The organism is Symbiopectobacterium sp. Eva_TO (assembly GCF_053848865.1).
Genome location: NZ_JBSPEY010000004.1, coordinates 2,194,384 through 2,212,170 on the forward strand (window position 1 = coordinate 2,194,384; position 17,787 = coordinate 2,212,170).

Genomic DNA, 17,787 nt, shown 5'->3' on the forward strand with positions numbered 1-17,787 from the left:
CGAATCCTTATACAAAACACGAGGTAACTCTCATGCTTCATACTAACAATCCCATCATCAAACACAAAGCCGGCCTGCTCAATCTCGCCGAAGAACTCGGTAACGTATCAAAAGCCTGTAAAATCATGGGGGTGTCACGCGACACGTTTTATCGCTATCAGGAACTGGCGGCAGAAGGCGGCATTGACGCACTGGTTAACCAAAACCGCCGGGTTCCCAACCTGAAAAACCGTGCTGATGAAGCCACTGAACGTGCGGTTGTTGATTACGCCATTGAGTTCCCGGCTCATGGCCAGCACCGGACCAGTAATGAGCTGCGTAAAAAAGGCGTCTTCATTTCTGGCAGCGGTGTGCGCTCCATCTGGCAACGACACGATCTGGAAAACTTTCGTAAGCGCCTGAAGGCACTTGAGGAAAAAGTTGCCAGAGAAGGCATCGTACTTACTGATGCTCAAATCGCTGCACTGGAGAAGAAGGCGCACGACGACGAAGCCTGTGGTGAAATAGAGACTGCTCACCCGGGTTATCTGGGGTCGCAGGACACCTTCTACGTGGGTAATCTGAAAGGTGTTGGCCGTATCTACCAGCAGACGTTCGTGGATACGTACTCGAAAGTGGCGCACTGCAAGCTTTACACGAGTAAAGCACCGATCTCTGCCGCCGACCTGCTCAATGATCGCGTGCTGCCGTTCTACGAAGCTCAGGGGCTGCCAATGCTAAGAATACTGACCGACAGGGGGACGGAGTACTGCGGTAAAGTGGAACAACATGACTATCAGCTGTACTTGGCTATCAACGATATAGACCATACGAAAACGAAAGCGATGTCTCCGCAGACAAACGGTATCTGCGAGCGCTTCCATAAAACTATTTTGCAGGATTTTTATCAGGTTGCGTTCCGTAAGACGTTATACGAGGACCTAGAAAGTCTACAAAAGGATCTGGACAACTGGTTGTGGCATTACAATAATGAGCGAACTCATCAGGGTAAAATGTGCTGCGGGCGTACGCCAATGGCCACGTTACTTGATGGTAAACGAGTCTGGGCAGAAAAAAATCTGAACCAGATTTAATCTGACAGACACCTGTATAAATAACCGGTAACTGTCAGATCAGGTCTGAGCTAATACAAAGTATCAGACTTGCGCGATTCGCCGCACTCAATTAAACCAATCGTCTGCCGATTCCCACGTTTCCTGTAACAGCTCACTCACCTCATCCCGATCCCCGCCAAATACCGTTAATCCGTCGCTACCCGCACGCCGCACAGTTAACTGACAATCGGGATATCTGGCTTCCAGTCGGCGGCCAAACTCTTTTTGCAGCGCTTCAGCGGCACCGTTGGGTAATTTCTTCTCTTTGGCGATCGTGACTTCGATTTTCATGGTGAGATCCTCATTGTAATGATGAGGTATTTATACTGTATAAATAAACAGCAATCAATGATTATTGGTAGCAAATACACGAAAGATTTTTGTTACTCTTTTTTACAAATAGAAAAGCCTCTGAGGTTAAATCAGAGGCTTTCAAATGACGCTAATGTGCGCGTGCATTTCATGTGCATATTTTTGTCTGCGTTGTGTCCGGTCTGTGTCAAGTCGCTGTCTTTAACTTGTTATTTCTAAAGGATTTGTCCTATCACAGTCCTATCAAAAGTGGTGGAGCTGGCGGGAGTTGAACCCGCGTCCGAAATTACTACACCGTCGGCACTACATGCTTAGTCTAGTCTTTACATTCGCCGGTTAGCTGCGAACAGACACGCCACTAACAAACTAGCCTGATTGGATTTAACGCTTCAACCCCAGGCATGGCATCCACGCGATCTCTTTTGGGTTTGACCTCTCTTGATCCCCGTCCTAAGAGCGGAGGCTAGGGAGAGAGGGCTCAGAGCAGGTTATTAAGCTGCTAAAGCGTAGTTTTCGTCGTTTGCGACTATTTTTTTGCGGCTTTTTACGAGGCAAACCGCCCCTCGGCATGCTCCTAAGGCTACACAATCCCGTCGAATCCAGAATCAGCCCCAAGTACTTCAGGAGTATAACAGAACCTTGACGCCCTAATCCACTGTTAGCGGTTGGCGTTTTTCATGATGCGCGCCTTGTCCGTTTGCCACTCGCGCTCTTTGATATCCGAACGCTTATCGTGCTCTTTCTTACCTTTGGCAACACCAATCTTCACTTTTGACCAGGCGTTCTTCCAATACAGTGAAAGCGCGACCACGGTGTAACCTTCACGATTAACCCGTCCATAAAGTGAATCCAGCTCGCGCTTGTTCAGCAACAGTTTACGGGTGCGTGTTGGGTCACAAACCACGTGGCTTGACGAGGCCAGTAGTGGTTGAAAGGTAGCACCAAACAGAAAAGCCTCACCGCTGTGCAACAGTACATAGCTGTCGCTGATGTTGGCCTTACCTGCACGTAGTGATTTTACTTCCCATCCTTGCAACGCCAATCCCGCTTCGAACTCTTCTTCAATGAAGTATTCGTGGCGAGCACGCTTGTTTTGCGCAATGGTGGCGGAGCCGGGTTTATAAGCTTTTTTCTTTGTCATAGTGTCGTCATTATACCGGATGTTAAAGGGAAAGACATCACTGCCGCATCAGTGAACGCACGTTGAGGAAGGGATGCGATCGTCGCCTCAGAATTTTTACCATCCGTTCCATCGGTGCTATTATTCCGCGCGTTTGAAGTAATACGGAAAAAGCCATGCCCAAGATTAGTCGCTCTGCACTGGTGCCCTACAGCGCGCAACAAATGTACCAGTTGGTGAATGATGTTGCCTCCTATCCCCAGTTTCTGCCTGGCTGTTCCGGGAGCCGAATTATTGCTGCCAACGCTGAAGAGATGACGGCCGCTGTCGATGTTTCTAAAGCCGGGATCAGCAAAACCTTTACCACGCGCAATACGCTCACCGAGAGCCAATGCATCAGTATGCAGTTGGTTGATGGTCCGTTTCGCCAATTGAGTGGCGATTGGCGCTTTATTCCTTTAAGCGCCGATGCTTGCAAGGTGGAACTGCATCTTGATTTTGAGTTCACCAATGCGTTGATCGAACTGGCCTTTGGCAAGGTGTTTAAAGAATTGGCAAGTAATATGGTGCAGGCCTTCACTTTACGCGCCAAAGAGGTATACCGTGCCTGAAATTCGTGTCGATGTGGTTTATGCGCTGCCAGAACGTCAGTATATGCGGTCCGTGACTGTGGAAGAGGGCGCAACGGTGGAGCACGCTATTGTTGCCTCCGGGTTGCTGACATTGCGTACCGATATCGATTTACAGGTTAACAAAGTCGGGATCTTTAGCCGACCAGCCCGTTTGACGGATGCAGTAATCGAGGGCGATCGCGTAGAGATCTACCGTCCGTTGATTGCCGATCCTAAAGAATTGCGCCGTCAGCGCGCGGCGCGTTCCAAAAAATAAGGCACATTCTGTGCCTTATTATGCGTGTTCTGATCACCGCTTCACTATCAATTCAGCGTCGGTTGATTTTTGACGTTGGTCAAAATGCCATCCTGGCTGAAGGTCAGTGTCAGCGTTTGCTGTTTTACCGCTTCATGCCCGGGTTGCTGGCGGAAAACGTAGAACCAGGTGTCACTGCCAAAGGGGTCTTGCATCATCGGCGTACCCAATGTAAAGGCAAGCTGTTGCTTGGTCATACCGGTGTGGATTTTTGCCACATCAGCCGGTGCCAGATAGTTCCCTTGGTTGATATCTGGACGATAAACCAGTCTTTCCAGCGTAGAACAACCGGCGGTCAGCATAACAACCATCGCGGCGATGACGGTCAGCGTTTTACAGCGCATAGTAAATACATTCCTTAAGGGCATAGGTTGCCGATGATAATAGACCTTGCCTGTCTTGAAAACCGGCAAGGCGCTTGTATGACCACCGGAATGCAAAAAAGTTGATTATTTTTGTCTGAACGCTAACGGTAACAACGATAAAACGCACTCAATTAGCCATGGCTCGCGATGCCTGATGCTGTTTTTACGCAGCCAGTAACTCTTTAGCGTTCGCCAATGTGTTTTTGGTTACTGCGCTGCCCCCCAACAAACGTGCCAGCTCTTGCAACCTTGCGCGTTTGTCCAGCGGTTGCATCAGCGTTTCAGTAGCAGCACCGTCGGTATGTTTGCTGACAAAGAAATGTTGATGACCGCAGCCAGCAACTTGCGGTAAGTGGGTGACACACATCACCTGCGTGGATGTGCCGAGTTGACGTAGCATTTTGCCAACAATCGCGGCGGTTGGGCCGCTGATACCGACATCGACTTCGTCGAAAATTAGCGCTGGAGTATCCATTTTACGCGCAGTGATCACCTGAATGATCAGTGCGATACGGGAGAGTTCACCGCCGGAGGCTATCTTCGCCAGAGCCTGATGCGGTTGACCCGGGTTAGTTGTGACCAGAAACGCGATGCTGTCTGCGCCATAGGCTGTCAGGCGCTCCGGAGAAAACTCTACTTCAATGGAGAAATGGCCGTGCGGCATGGCGAGTTCATGCATCTGTGCCGTAATCAACTGAGACAATTCATGCGCATGGTGTTGACGGCGGGCATGTAACTGTTCCGCGGCGTGCAGCGCCTGTTGGTGATACTCGCTAACGGCCAGGCTGAGCGTGGAGTGGTTGCTCTCTTGTTCTGCCAACTGCTGCTGTTCATCCAGCAGCTGTTGGTAGAATGTCGGCAGATTTTCCGGGGCGACGTGATGTTTGCGCGCCAGCGCCATTTGGCGCGATAAACGCTGCTCCAGCTCATAGAGCCGGGTCGGGTCCAGATCCGTTTGTTCGCTGTAGTGGCGCAACTCATCACTGGCTTCGCTGATCTGAATGCTGGCTTCTTCCAGCATATTCAGCACGCTGCCCAGCTTTTCATCCATAGTGACGAGTTCGCCGAGTTGGTGCTTTGCGCTGTGGAGCATGCTCATGATGTTCTGATCGTCGTTTTCGCTGAGCAACTGCAATGTCTGCTGGCTGAGTGACAGCAGTTGACCGCTGTTAGCCAACCGTTTGTATTCGAAGTCAATTTGTTCGTATTCGCCGGGCTGTGGGGCAAACTCTTTCAATTCCTTGAGCTGGTATTGCAACAGTTCACGGTGTGCCTCACGTTCGATATTCGCTTGTTGCAACTGTGCCAGATCGCGACAACTTTGGTGCCACTGCTGCCAGATTTGTTGCATGGCAGCAAGCAGTTGCGGTTCGTCGGCATAGGCATCCAGCAGATGACGTTGGTGTTCAGGTTTGAGCAACAACTGGTGAGCGTGCTGGCCGTGCAGTTGGATCAGGTGCTGGCCGAGCTCACGCAACTGCGATAATGGCACGGCGGTGCCATTGATAAAACCGCGTGAACGCCCGTCTGCACTGATCACCCGGCGTAGCAGGCACTCGTTGCTGTCATCCAGTTGGTTTTGCTCGAGCCATGCTTTTGCCGCAGGAGTATCGCTGAGGGCGAAACGGGCACAGATGTCGGCACGCTGTGCGCCGGGACGCACCATGCTGGCATCAGAGCGGTTGCCCAGGCACAGGCCCAATGCGTCAATCGCGATAGATTTGCCCGCGCCGGTTTCGCCGGTGATAACGCTCATACCTGATTGAAAATCAATTTCTAACTCACGCACGATAGCGAAATGACTGATAGTGAGTTGCGCCAGCATGAATCACCTTCCTGTATGTAACAACAGACTGTAATTGTATGCAGTATAATGCCGTTTTTTAACCAGTAAAGTGGCCAGCGCGAAATTTTAAAATAATTTTTTCGACCACCCCAGCTTTGTGCTTAGTGTATTGAAATAGCTGTAATTTTCTGGGTGTATCAAATTTAGTGAGTATTGGCTGCGAGTAATCAGTACCTCTTCCCCTTCCTGTACTGGCAGGGTTATCTGGCTGTCACAGCTCAACTCCAGATCGTGTGTGATATGAGAAAACTTCAGGCGGATGGTGCTGCTGCTGTTTATCACCAGTGGGCGCGCTGAAAGCGTATGGGGAAACATCGGCACCAGCGCGATGGCATTCAGTGTCGGTGTCAGGATGGGGCCGCCACCGGAAAGCGAGTAAGCGGTGGAACCGGTAGGCGTTGAGATAATCAGGCCGTCCGAGCGTTGGGAGAAGGCGAAGCGATCGTCAATATAGACTTCAAATTCAATCATATGGGCGACTTTTCCGGGGTGCAGTACCACTTCATTGATCGCCGTGCTGGTGCTGTCAGGCTGATTGCGACGGCAAACGTGCGCTTCCAGCATAAAGCGCCGTTCGCTCAGGTAGCGCCCTTCCAACACCTCGGTAAGCTGTTGCTGTGACTGATCGGGATCGAGATCGGTCAGGAAGCCGAGATTTCCCCGGTTGACGCCAATCACATCAATATCATAGCGAGAGAGCACGCGAGCGGCACCTAGCATATTGCCATCGCCGCCAACCACCACGGCCAAATCGGCTTGCATGCCGATTTCCGCCAGGCTGCCGGTCAACGCATCGGGCAGGTTTAGCTCGTGGGCAATATGCTGCTCCAGCATGACTTGGTAGCCCTTGCTGTGCAGCCAGTGATACAACATCTCATGCGTCGCCAGTGCCGTGGGGTGGCGCGGGTGGCCCACAATGCCAATGCAATTGAACTGTTTCGTCATCGTTATGCTTTTCCTTACCCTGAGCCGCCCGGTATCACGAAATCTGTCGGTATATGTGACTACTTCTCTTGAATCCCCGGTTTTCATCCCCATAATAAGCGAACAAGCGAGATGAATGCTAAAACCGCGGAGAATTTCATGAGTAGTAAAGAACAGAAGTCGCCTGACGAGCAAGTCGTAGATCAAATGGAAGCGGCACAGGGGCAACATGCGGAAGTGGAACCTGCAACGACAGACGTCGCCGATCCGCGTGATGAACGTATTGCCGAATTGGAAGCGCAACTGAACGAACTACAGCAGCGCGAGCGCGATACCGTGCTGCGCGCGCGTGCCGAAACGGACAATATCCGCCGTCGCGCTGAAATGGACGTGGAAAAAGCGCATAAATTTGCGCTGGAAAAATTTGCGGGTGAAATGCTGCCAGTGATTGATAACCTCGAGCGTTCGCTCGATGCAGCCGATCGCAGCAATGAGTCCCTCGCCTCGTTGATTGAGGGAGTGGAACTGACGCTGAAATCGCTGCTGGATGCCGTGCGCAAGTTTGGTATCGAGGTGGTGGGTGACGTGAACGTGCCGTTTAATCCGGAAGTGCACCAGGCCATGACCATGCTGGAATCGGCCGACCATGCGCCAAATTCCGTAATGATGGTGATGCAAAAAGGTTACACTCTGAACGGTCGTTTGCTGCGTCCCGCTATGGTTGCCGTTTCCAATGCGAAGAGCTGATTTCCCTGAGCGACCCGCGTCTGCCTTGAAGACGAGCGTAACAAATTGAAATCAATAAAAACCCCAAGTGACTTTACCTTGGGGTTTAATGAGATGGTCACCCCCACTCTGTGAGCGGTACGCTGGCAGGGTGTTTTTCTTTCAGGAGAGGCCATCATGGAAAACGTTACTCTTATTGGTATCGATCTCGGTAAACATTCTTTTCATCTTCATTGCCAGGATAAGTCAGGTAAAGCGCTTCTGCGTAAGAAGTTTACGTGCACAAAGCTAATGCAGTTTTTGGCGACGTGCCCGCCCTCGGTTGTTGTTATGGAAGCTTGTGCCGGTGCACACTTTATGGCGAGGCGTATCAATGATAGCGGCCATGAAGCAAAACTTATCTCTCCGCAATTTGTGCGCCCGTTTGTCAAGGGCAATAAAAATGATTTTGTTGATGCAGAGGCGATATGTGAAGCCGCATCCCGGCCGTCAATGCGTTTTGTTCAGCCGAAAACGGAGGTTCAGCAGGCGATGCGAGCACTGCATCGGGTCAGGGAATCTCTTATCAGAGATAAAGTAAAAACCACTAACCAGATCCACGGTTTTCTGCTGGAGTTTGGGATAAGCCTGCCAATCGGCGAGGCGGTAATAAAGCGACTGTCTCTGGTGCTGGCTGAGCACGAAATCCCCGCATACCTGAGCCGTCTGCTGATGAAGTTACATGCCCACTATCTTTACCTTGTCGAGCAAATAACAGCGCTGGAATCAGAATTAAATCAGTCAATCAAAGCTGATGATACTGCACAGCGAATTATGACAATTCCAGGCGTCGGTCCGATTACTGCCAGCTTACTTTCATCACAGTTCGGCGATGGAAAACAATTTTCATGTAGCAGGGATTTTGCGGCTTCCACAGGGCTTGTACCGCGACAATACAGCACAGGAGGCAAACCGACTCTGCTGGGGATAAGCAAACGAGGTGATAAAAATTTACGCAAACTTCTGGTTCAATGTGCCCGCTCGTTCATGATGCGACTTGAATATCAGCAGGGCAGGCTTGCTGAATGGGTTCGGGGGCAACTCGATAACAAACATTCAAATATTGTCGCCTGTGCTCTGGCAAACAAACTGGCGCGAATAGCCTGGTCAATCACAACTAATCACAATGAATATCAGGCCTGATGTTATGTAGAACTAAATCAACAGACTGATTATTGATGACATAAACGGCATATCGGCCTGCTGAAAAACCTGACGACAAAAATGGCTCACTGAAGCCGAGGGCCTTTTCAGGTTCACCAGGCGCGGAACTCATCGAGGCGCGGGCATCTCGCCCACAGAGACGCCGGATAGATTGAAGCAAGCCCACCATTAGTCAAAAATCAGTGTTGCAAAAATGGGGGTGACCATAGATTTTGTTTATATTTTGTTAATAACCTGCCGCAGATCACATTTTTAGCGATGCGTGCGTGTCGGGGGCCGTGCTGGTAGAGAGGTAGTCGTGAACCTATCAGGCTAAACGGATGCCCCTGCTAACGGTGTTGGTTTTAGCTATTACAGCAATCTGTTTTACCACTCTAAATTCATTTGATAATCATTATCGTTCATTGCAGAGTGAATCATTATAGAGGTAATAAAGGGTCATTGTATGCCGGGAAGCCGAGTGATAGAGACTGCCAGCCGCACGTCAAGGAAGCTTAAGCTTTCTCTGATTGGGCCAGCATTTATAGCGGCGATTGGCTATATCGATCCGGGTAACTTCGCCACCAATATTCAATTGGGGGCAGCCTACGGCTATCAATTGCTGTGGGTGGTGGTATGGGCCAATCTGATGGCGATGCTGATCCAACTGCTTTCTGCCAAGCTGGGGATTGCCACCGGAAAAAATCTGGCAGAGCACATTCGCGATCGTTTCCCTCGCCCTGCGGTGTGGGCCTATTGGGTGCAGGCGGAGATCATCGCCATGGCAACCGATTTGGCCGAGTTTATCGGTGCTGCTATCGGCTTTAAGCTGCTGTTGGGGGTTTCGTTGCTTGAGGGCGCAATTCTTACCGGTATTGCGACCTTCCTGATTTTGGCACTGCAACAGCGTGGTCAAAAGCCGCTGGAGATGATTATCGGCGGGCTGCTGCTGTTTGTCGCTGCCGCGTATATTGTCGAACTGATCTTCTCGCGTCCTGAAATGTCTTCGCTGGTGCGTGGCATGGCGGTGCCGCAGTTGCCCACCTCGGACGCGGTGCTGCTGGCCGCAGGGGTGTTGGGGGCCACCATTATGCCCCATGTGATTTACCTGCACTCTTCATTGACCCAGCAGGGGGAAGACCACACCCGTGCCGAACGCTATGCTGCGACCAAAATCGACGTGGCAGTAGCGATGACCATTGCCGGATTCGTCAATCTGGCAATGATGGCTACCGCTGCGGCAGCGTTCCATTTTAGCGGCAATCAGGATATCGCCGATCTGGAGCGTGCCTATCTCACCCTCGATCCACTGTTAGGGAAGGCAGCGGCGACTATTTTCGGTTTAAGTCTGGTGGCTGCGGGGCTCTCTTCTACCGTCGTGGGGACGCTGGCTGGTCAAGTGGTGATGCAAGGGTTTATCCGCTTTCATATTCCCCTGTGGGTGCGGTGCACGGTCACTATGCTGCCTTCATTTATTGTGATTATGTCCGGTATGGAACCCACTCGCGTATTGGTGCTGAGTCAGGTGCTTCTCAGCTTCGGTATTGAGTTGGCGCTGGTGCCTTTGCTGGCATTTACCGGAAATCGGGCGTTGATGGGATGTATGGTCAATGGTCGTTGGGTTCAGAATGCCGGTAATGTGATTGTTTTTATTGTTATTTCCCTCAACGCTTATCTGCTGATTAGCACGTTCTTCCTTAGTTAACGCAATATAATATTTCTTACGTCTAACGGATTGTCGTCACAATAAATGTGATGGCAGTCCATTTTTTTTATCAAAAGGCTGGCGCTCATTTTTCCTCCTCTCTATTATCTGGATCATTAATACAAACAGTGTTCGCATATGCGAACAAAAAGAGGTGAAAGATGCCAGCTTTTGATTACAGTAATCCCGTCAAATTTCATTTTGGATTAGGACGACACAAGCAAGTGGGCGACATTGCCCGCCCTTACGGTAAAAAGGCGCTGCTGGTGGCGTCAGGCAGCTCCAAACCCACCGGGCAGTTGCAGGCGGTGCAGCAATCGCTAACGGAAGCAGGCGTCGCGTTTGCGGTTTACGATCGCTTTATGCAGAACCCGCTGTCCACGCTGGTGGCTGAAGGGGCGTAGGTCGCGATCGATGAAGGGTGCGATCTGGTGATCGGTCTCGGCGGCGGCAGTGCGATGGACATGGCGAAAGGAATCGCCTTTTCTGCGGTTAATGAAGGTAGCATCTGGGATTACGTGTTTGGTCGTAAAGTCGGCACCAGCGCGTTGCCGATCATCCTCATCCCTACTACGGCAGGTACCGGCAGTGAGGCTAACCGCACCACGGTGTTCACCAATCCGGAAACGAATGACAAGAAAGGCTTGGTGAATCCGCTCATCTACCCGAAGGCAGCCATTATCGATCCTGAATTGATGCTGACCCCGCCAAAACGCGTGATCGCCGGACCGGGAGCCGATGTGCTGTTCCATGCGCTGGAATCCTACATTTCCAAGAATGCCACGCCGTTCAGTGAAATGCTGTCCCTGCGTGCGATTGAGTTGATCGCGCAGAACCTGCCACTGGTCTATGAAGATGTCACCAACGTGGCAGCCTGGGAGAACGTCACGCTGGCCAGCTCATTGGCGGGCATGGCAATTGACTGCGCGGGCACCACATTGCCGCATGCGTTGCAGCACCCGATGGGCGGTTTGTTAGATGTGGTGCATGCGTAAGGTATCGCGGCCATTTACAAACCCTTTATGGAATATACCTGGCCTGCGGCACCGGAGAAATTTGCTGCTATCGCCAAAGCCATGGGGGTCGATACGCGCGACATGAGCCAGGAACAGGCGGCAGAAAGCAGTGTGGCGGCGGTTCATCAATTCCTGATGGGCATTAATATGGTGCCTACGCTGACGCAATTGGGCGTTAAAGAAGAGCACTTCGATTGGTTGACTAATAATGTATTAACCACCATGAAAGTCGTGCTTTCGAATAATCCACGTGTACCAGACAGAGAAAAAATTCGGGAAATTTATCAGGGCTGCTTGTAATTCTGAATGCGTTATCCACCAGGGATAAACGCTTATTTATCTGGTGCGTGGTGTAATTAGGCTGTGTCCCTTAATTACATAACCTCTGGTAAAACAGGCGGATGCAGCCCAGTTTCAACATTGCCAGATAATTCCTCGCCGTTTTGTCGTAACGTGTCGCAATGCGACGGTATTCTTTCAGACGGCCAAAGCACCGCTCAACAACGTTCCGATTGCGGTAGGCGTCACGATCGAGCTTTGAACGACCATCCACCGCCATTTTTTCAGTGAATTTTCGGGGGATGACAGTTTTTATACCTCTGTTTTTCAGCTCGTTACGTAATACATGCCCGGAGTACGCCTTGTCAGCGAGTACCGCATGACCACGGCGTTTCATACTGCCGTTCTGGCGTTGAACACCAATACCGTCCAAAAGACGTAGTGCAAACTGACTTTCATGAGCCTGACCGGGGCTCAACACGATGTTTAACGGAAGACCACTTCCGTCTGTAGCCATATGGATTTTGGTGCCAAAACCACCGCGAGAGCGACCCAGCCCATTATCTTCGGTGATATCGGGATGTTTTTTTGAGCACCGGCAGCACATTTCAGCGCCCTGATATTGCTACCATCCAGCGCAGTCGCTGACCAGTCCAGGAGGCCATGGGCATCAAGTGATGAAAGTAACTTATTGAAAATAATGTTAATGACTCCCGATTTTGACCATCGGTTAAAGCGGTTATAAACGGTTTTCCATGGGCCGTATCGCTCAGGTAAATCACGCCATGGGGCACCAGGCACAGCACCCAGAACATGCCATTGATAATCATGCGATGCTCAGCCCATGGGCGTCCGGCCTGTGGTGTTGCTGGTTCAGCAGGGAGTAAGGGCTGGATGATAGCCCATGCTTCATCGGGAAGGTCGTAGCGAGCCATAGTTCAAAATGATGTAGAAACAAACAGTTAGTATAACTCATGGGATTAAGGGACACAGCCTAATATCAATCCGCACCAGACAATAAAAAGCTATTCCGACTGATGAGATTTTATCGTCAGAGGACTTCTATACCCTATTTTTATGGCCGTTATAAATATTGTGACAATAAGAGGCTAACGATTATGTTTGTGGTTATTGATTGCGGTTCTACCAATACTCGCCTTTATCTGATCAAAGATCAGGCGGTAATCAGTAAAAATGAAATTCCGGTCGGGGTAAACAGCACGGTAGCGACCGGTAATAATGTCGCTTTGAAAGAGGGCATTGCCGCCGGTTTCCAACAATTGCTGGCGCAGGAAAGCCTGACACTCAACGATGTGCGTTTTGCCATCGCTTCAGGAATGATCACCTCTAACCTGGGACTGGTAGAGATCCCGCACCTGACCGCCCCGGTCAACATTGATGATCTTGCCACCTTTGCCCGCCAGTATCGCGATCCGGCCATTTTCCCGATCGATATTCCCGTGGTGTTTATTCCCGGCATTAAAAATGCGGCTGGCAAGGGGGGTTGGGAAGGGATCGCATCGCTGGATTTGATGCGTGGTGAAGAAACGCAGGCGATTGGTGTGTTGAGCCGCCATAAGCCCGCGTTGCCATGCACCATTATTGAGCTGGGATCGATCACCAAGCTGATTCACATTGATGCGCAAGGAAGACTGGCGGGCAGCATGACATCGCTGAACGGTCAGGTGTATGCCGCTGTTCTGAAAGAGACCTTTATTGGCTCCAGCGTTAAAAGTGCTGAATCCCAACCCGACGACTTCTCTGAGCAAATTGCCGATGCGGCCTACCGCAGCGTGCAGCAAAGTGGTCTGTTGCGCACCATTCTGCTGACCCGCTTTATTCAATTCTCACTGGATACCCAACCGGCGGAACGCAAGCTGTTCTGCGAAGCGGCGATGGCGGCTGACGACATGAAACTGTTTGCCGATGCCTAGCGGCAAGGGTTTGACCTGAAGGGTGAAGTTATTTTTGTCGGTAGCGCGCAGCGCTGCCATATCTACCAGCACATGATGAAAAACGCGCTCGGTCTGACGCGTCCGGCGACGCTTATCACCGCGCGGGACGAGATTGACAGACTGGTGGTGGAAGGCGCGGGCTATATCGCCGCTCGCGTTGAACTGGGGCAACAGGGTTAAGGGCCATATCGTTATACACATCTTTCTAACGCACTGTTTAATCAATGAGTTACGGGTTTATCTCAGAGTGGCATTTTGAACCTCAAAAAGCCAATGGGATGGCTTGAATGCCTTAATTCACGGGGTTCTGAGCATCCTGTTCAAAAAATGGCCAAAAGATGTGTATAACGATATGGGTTAAGGGCAGGAGAGATACATGTATTCCGTTACGATTGATACTGGCACCACCAACACGCGCGTTTTTGTCTGGCAGGACAATCGCATTATTGCTGAAGTTAGTCAGGCGGTTGGTGTGCGCGACACGGCTATCACCGGCAGCAAAGAAACCCTGACGCGTGGCGTCCAGGCGGCAGTTCAGGTCGCGCTGGCACAGGCTGCGTTACCGCCAGAGGCTAAAGTGACCTACCTTTCTGCTGGCATGATCACCTCCAATGTTGGCCTGTGTGAGATCCCACATGTTGTGGCTCCAGCGGGCATTAACGAATTGGCGGCGGGCATGGTGCAGCAGGTTATTCCTGAAGTGAGCGATAAGCCGATCTGGTTTGTTCCTGGCATTCGCAACAAAGACGGTGCGGTTGCGCCGGATAACGTTGAAAAAATGGATGTGATGCGCGGTGAGGAAGTGGAAACCATCGGTGCCATTGCCGCGTTAGATATTCGTGGTCCGGCGCTGATTATCCAGCCAGGCTCTCACTCCAAATTCATTAAAGTCGATGCGGATAACCGCATTGAAGGCTGCGTAACGACTATTGCCGGTGAGTTATTGGATGTTATTACGCAACGCACCATTCTGGCCAGCTCGCTGAAACACCAGTTTGCCAATGAAGTAGAAGCGCAGTATCTGCTGCAAGGCGCACGTGATTGTGCCGCCGTCGGTCTGGCGCGCAGCTGCTTCTCGGTGCGCATTCTCGATATGTTCGCTTCACTGAGTGATAACCAAAAGGCGAACTATTTGCTCGGTGCGGTATTGCAAACGGATATTCTCGCGATCAAAAACAGCAAAGCGCTGAATATCTCCCCGGATGCCACGTTGGTGATTTGCGGCAAGAAAATATTAAAGAACGCTTTTGAAATATTAATTAAGGATGATGCCTTTTTTACCGGCGACGTGGTGGTGATTGATGATAATCAGCCTTCGCTGTCTGGCTTAGGTCACCTCGTTATACACAAGTCCGCAACGCCTTATATGCCAAGGGTTAGCGGGCTGAAATAGGCAGCCGGTGGGATTGTAAATGAAGTGAAACCGACGTGTACTATCGCCATTTACGGCGCTGAAAAATGACACGGGATTCAGATGGCTGGGCACACCAAGAACTGGAAGGGGTAAATCTTGGTGACATGAGGCTCAATAAGCGTGCCAAAGGGCTTTTGATACGGCTGGCTGAGAATCCGCAAGCCAGCATTCCGCATGCGTGCCTCGGATGGTCTGAGACGCTGGGTGCTTACCGCTTCATGGAGAACCAAGCATTCGAATGGCGAGACATTCTGCAACCTCACTGGCAGCGTACGCAGGAAAGGATCCGAGAACACGAGGTTGTGCTGTGTATCCAAGACACTACCGAGCTTGACTTCAACGGGCAGCAAATCCAAGGCTTGGGTCCCTTGAACTACGAAGCCAGGCGTGGTCTGTACCTGCATCCGACCTACGCGGTCAGTCCGGATCGCGTGGGGTTGGGCGTACTGGATGCGTGGATGTGGGCAAGAGAGCCGAAGGATGCAGACGGAAAACGCGATGGGCTCAAGGAGAGTACGCGCTGGCTCGAGGGATACGAGCGAGTTGCTGAACTCGCCTCGGAGTTGCCAAACACACGTCTGGTGTACTTAGCCGATCGCGAAGCGGATATCAAGGCGTTGATGCAGCTCGCTGATGACCTTGGCACTCCGGCTGACTGGTTGATCCGCTCGACTCATAATCGCAGTCTGGACTGTAATGAGAAGCTTTGGCAGAAGGTTGGAAAGACCGTGCCGGTGGGAGAAATCCAATTCGTTATGGCGGCTCGCGCGGGGCAGAAGGCGCGTACGGTGAAACAGGCGCTGCGCGTGAAGCGAGTGTCGCTGCGTTGCGGATTGGCAGTGACTTGTGTGATAGCCAAGGAAATTGAGCCGCCAGCAGGCGTGAAGCCGGTCGAGTGGCGGTTGCTGAGCAATCGCGTACCTGAAGGACGAGAAGATATCGTGGAGCTGATCGACTGGTATCGGGCTAGATGGGAAATCGAGATGTTCTTCAATGTGCTGAAGAACGGCTGCTGTGTCGAAGCGTTACAGTTATCGACCGTGGATCGCATTGAGCGGGCATTGGCGCTGTTCATGATCGTGGCATGGCGCATCGCCTATTTAATGCGTATGGGACGAACCTGTCCAGAGCTGGACGCAATGTTGTTCTTTGATTCCGACGAGACTCATGGCGCTTACCTACTGATGAACAAGCGTATGCCCAAGGGCCGCCCTAAGCTAAACGAAGTATTGCGCTTAGTTGCGCAACTGGGAGGCTTTCTTGCTCGAAAAGGCGACGGTGAACCAGGCGCAAAAACTATCTGGAAAGGCTTGCAGAAAGTCATGACGGCCGCCGAAACGCTACGCGCGCTCAGGCACGAACAGAGATGTGTATAACGAGGTGGGCTTAGGTCATATCGTTATACACATCTTTCTAACGCACTGTTTAATCAATGAGTTACGGGTTTATCTCAGAGTGGCATTTTGAACCTCAAAAAGCCAATGGGATGGCTTGAATGCCTTAATTCACGGGGTTCTGAGCATCCTGTTCAAAAAATGGCCAAAAGATGTGTATAACGATATGGGCTTAGGTGCATTGGAAATTGCCCGAGTCAGGAAAATTATTTAACGAACATTCCGCCTGTTAGCAGGCAGAAGAATGTCATTACCTCTTACCCTACAGGTATTATTATATGTATTAGTCGCGACTTGATCTGACACTGGACCTTGAAAGGTTGAGAGTTACCGGTTTTGATATGGGTGTCGAATCCTTATACAAAACACGAGGTAACTCTCATGCTTCATACTAACAATCCCATCATCAAACACAAAGCCGGCCTGCTCAATCTCGCCGAAGAACTCGGTAACGTATCAAAAGCCTGTAAAATCATGGGGGTGTCACGCGACACGTTTTATCGCTATCAGGAACTGGCGGCAGAAGGCGGCATTGACGCTCTGGTTAACCAAAACCGCCGGGTTCCCAACCTGAAAAACCGTGCTGATGAAGCCACTGAACGTGCGGTTGTTGATTACGCCATTGAGTTCCCGGCTCATGGCCAGCACCGGACCAGTAATGAGCTGCGTAAAAAAGGCGTCTTCATTTCTGGCAGCGGTGTGCGCTCCATCTGGCAACGACACGATCTGGAAAACTTTCGTAAGCGCCTGAAGGCACTTGAGGAAAAAGTTGCCAGAGAAGGCATTGTACTTACTGATGCTCAAATCGCTGCACTGGAGAAGAAGGCGCACGACGACGAAGCCTGTGGTGAAATAGAGACTGCTCACCCGGGTTATCTGGGGTCGCAGGACACCTTCTACGTGGGTAATCTGAAAGGTGTTGGCCGTATCTACCAGCAGACGTTCGTGGATACGTACTCGAAAGTGGCGCACTGCAAGCTTTACACGAGTAAAGCACCGATCTCTGCCGCCGACCTGCTCAATGATCGCGTGCTGCCGTTCTACGAAGCTCAGGGGCTGCCAATGCTAAGAATACTGACGGACAGGGGGGACGGAGTACTGCGGTAAAGTGGAACAACATGACTATCAGCTGTACTTGGCTATCAACGATATAGACCATACGAAAACGAAAGCGATGTCTCCGCAGACAAACGGTATCTGCGAGCGCTTCCATAAAACTATTTTGCAGGATTTTTATCAGGTTGCGTTCCGTAAGACGTTATACGAGGACCTAGAAAGTCTACAAAAGGATCTGGACAACTGGTTGTGGCATTACAATAATGAGCGAACTCATCAGGGTAAAATGTGCTGCGGGCGTACGCCAATGGCCACGTTACTTGATGGTAAACGAGTCTGGGCAGAAAAAAATCTGAACCAGATTTAATCTGACAGACACCTGTATAAATAACAGGTAACTGTCAGATCAGGTCTGAGCTAATACATATTATAGGAATATCACGATGAGTACTCTGGTTAATACCGATGCCGC

General features: G+C 50.9%; 15 protein-coding genes, 1 other RNA gene and 3 pseudogenes. 12 read left to right on the forward strand and 7 right to left on the reverse strand.

What is annotated here, in order from left to right:
* Positions 1-32: 32 nt before the first annotated feature.
* Positions 33-1,073, forward strand: coding sequence for an IS481 family transposase (locus ACWWJF_RS13550; protein WP_455868660.1), 1,041 nt, complete (start codon positions 33-35; stop codon positions 1,071-1,073).
* Between the two features lie 87 nt (positions 1,074-1,160).
* On the opposite strand, the gene ACWWJF_RS13555 is transcribed toward ACWWJF_RS13550, so the two are convergent.
* The 3 genes from ACWWJF_RS13555 to smpB form a co-directional block, all read right to left on the reverse strand.
* The gene (locus tag ACWWJF_RS13555; protein WP_455869729.1) at positions 1,161-1,385 is read right to left on the reverse strand and encodes a DinI-like family protein; all 225 of its coding nucleotides are present in this window, start codon (positions 1,383-1,385) and stop codon (positions 1,161-1,163) included.
* Between the two features lie 271 nt (positions 1,386-1,656).
* Positions 1,657-2,019: a transfer-messenger RNA gene (gene ssrA, locus ACWWJF_RS13560) on the reverse strand.
* Positions 2,020-2,064: 45 nt separating this feature from the next.
* The gene (gene smpB, locus ACWWJF_RS13565; protein WP_264644211.1) at positions 2,065-2,547 is read right to left on the reverse strand and encodes an SsrA-binding protein SmpB; all 483 of its coding nucleotides are present in this window, start codon (positions 2,545-2,547) and stop codon (positions 2,065-2,067) included.
* Positions 2,548-2,702: 155 nt separating this feature from the next.
* On the opposite strand from smpB, the gene ACWWJF_RS13570 reads away from it, so the two are divergent.
* Positions 2,703-3,137 carry a type II toxin-antitoxin system RatA family toxin gene (locus ACWWJF_RS13570; protein WP_455869730.1) on the forward strand — a complete coding sequence of 145 codons (435 nt, stop codon included), beginning with the start codon at positions 2,703-2,705 and terminating at the stop codon, positions 3,135-3,137.
* On the forward strand, positions 3,130-3,414 hold the full coding sequence (locus ACWWJF_RS13575) for an RnfH family protein (protein WP_455869731.1): 285 nt from the start codon (positions 3,130-3,132) through the stop codon (positions 3,412-3,414). The genes ACWWJF_RS13570 and ACWWJF_RS13575 overlap by 8 nt, the downstream gene beginning before the upstream one ends.
* A gap of 47 nt (positions 3,415-3,461) precedes the next feature.
* On the opposite strand, the gene bamE is transcribed toward ACWWJF_RS13575, so the two are convergent.
* From bamE to nadK, 3 genes are all read right to left on the reverse strand, one after another.
* Positions 3,462-3,797 (reverse strand): outer membrane protein assembly factor BamE, encoded by a 336-nt coding sequence (gene bamE / locus ACWWJF_RS13580; protein ID WP_455869732.1) that lies wholly within the window; start codon positions 3,795-3,797, stop codon positions 3,462-3,464.
* A gap of 184 nt (positions 3,798-3,981) precedes the next feature.
* Positions 3,982-5,643, reverse strand: coding sequence for a DNA repair protein RecN (gene recN, locus ACWWJF_RS13585; protein ID WP_455869733.1), 1,662 nt, complete (start codon positions 5,641-5,643; stop codon positions 3,982-3,984).
* A gap of 87 nt (positions 5,644-5,730) precedes the next feature.
* Positions 5,731-6,609 (reverse strand): NAD(+) kinase, encoded by an 879-nt coding sequence (nadK, locus tag ACWWJF_RS13590; RefSeq protein WP_455869734.1) that lies wholly within the window; start codon positions 6,607-6,609, stop codon positions 5,731-5,733.
* Positions 6,610-6,747: 138 nt separating this feature from the next.
* On the opposite strand from nadK, the gene grpE reads away from it, so the two are divergent.
* The 4 genes and pseudogenes from grpE (at position 6,748) to ACWWJF_RS13610 (ending at position 11,517) form a co-directional block, all read left to right on the forward strand.
* Positions 6,748-7,335 carry a nucleotide exchange factor GrpE gene (gene grpE / locus ACWWJF_RS13595; protein ID WP_455869735.1) on the forward strand — a complete coding sequence of 196 codons (588 nt, stop codon included), beginning with the start codon at positions 6,748-6,750 and terminating at the stop codon, positions 7,333-7,335.
* A 156-nt stretch (positions 7,336-7,491) separates the two neighbouring features.
* Positions 7,492-8,496, forward strand: a complete 1,005-nt coding sequence (locus tag ACWWJF_RS13600; protein ID WP_455869736.1) for an IS110 family RNA-guided transposase — start codon at positions 7,492-7,494, stop codon at positions 8,494-8,496.
* 466 nt (positions 8,497-8,962) lie between these two features.
* Positions 8,963-10,201 (forward strand): Nramp family divalent metal transporter, encoded by a 1,239-nt coding sequence (locus ACWWJF_RS13605; protein WP_455869737.1) that lies wholly within the window; start codon positions 8,963-8,965, stop codon positions 10,199-10,201.
* Between the two features lie 161 nt (positions 10,202-10,362).
* Positions 10,363-11,517 (forward strand): annotated as a pseudogene (locus ACWWJF_RS13610) (iron-containing alcohol dehydrogenase).
* A gap of 70 nt (positions 11,518-11,587) precedes the next feature.
* Here ACWWJF_RS13610 and ACWWJF_RS13615 read toward each other — a convergent pair.
* Positions 11,588-12,431 (reverse strand): annotated as a pseudogene (locus tag ACWWJF_RS13615) (IS5 family transposase).
* Positions 12,432-12,614: 183 nt separating this feature from the next.
* Here ACWWJF_RS13615 and ACWWJF_RS13620 point away from each other — a divergent pair.
* The 5 genes and pseudogenes from ACWWJF_RS13620 to ACWWJF_RS13640 all read left to right on the forward strand — a co-directional run bounded on the left by ACWWJF_RS13620 (position 12,615) and on the right by ACWWJF_RS13640 (position 17,682).
* Positions 12,615-13,430, forward strand: a complete 816-nt coding sequence (locus ACWWJF_RS13620; RefSeq protein WP_455869738.1) for a 2-dehydro-3-deoxygalactonokinase — start codon at positions 12,615-12,617, stop codon at positions 13,428-13,430.
* A gap of 72 nt (positions 13,431-13,502) precedes the next feature.
* Entirely contained in the window at positions 13,503-13,631 is a 129-nt protein-coding gene (locus ACWWJF_RS13625) for a hypothetical protein (protein ID WP_455869739.1), read from the forward strand.
* A gap of 196 nt (positions 13,632-13,827) precedes the next feature.
* Complete coding sequence (locus ACWWJF_RS13630; protein WP_455869740.1) at positions 13,828-14,844, forward strand: 2-dehydro-3-deoxygalactonokinase; 1,017 nt, start codon at positions 13,828-13,830, stop codon at positions 14,842-14,844.
* 65 nt (positions 14,845-14,909) lie between these two features.
* Positions 14,910-16,241: an IS4 family transposase gene (locus tag ACWWJF_RS13635; RefSeq protein ID WP_455869741.1), complete on the forward strand. Its 1,332-nt coding sequence runs from the start codon at positions 14,910-14,912 to the stop codon at positions 16,239-16,241.
* Between the two features lie 399 nt (positions 16,242-16,640).
* Positions 16,641-17,682 (forward strand): annotated as a pseudogene (locus ACWWJF_RS13640) (IS481 family transposase).
* Positions 17,683-17,787 lie beyond the last annotated feature (105 nt).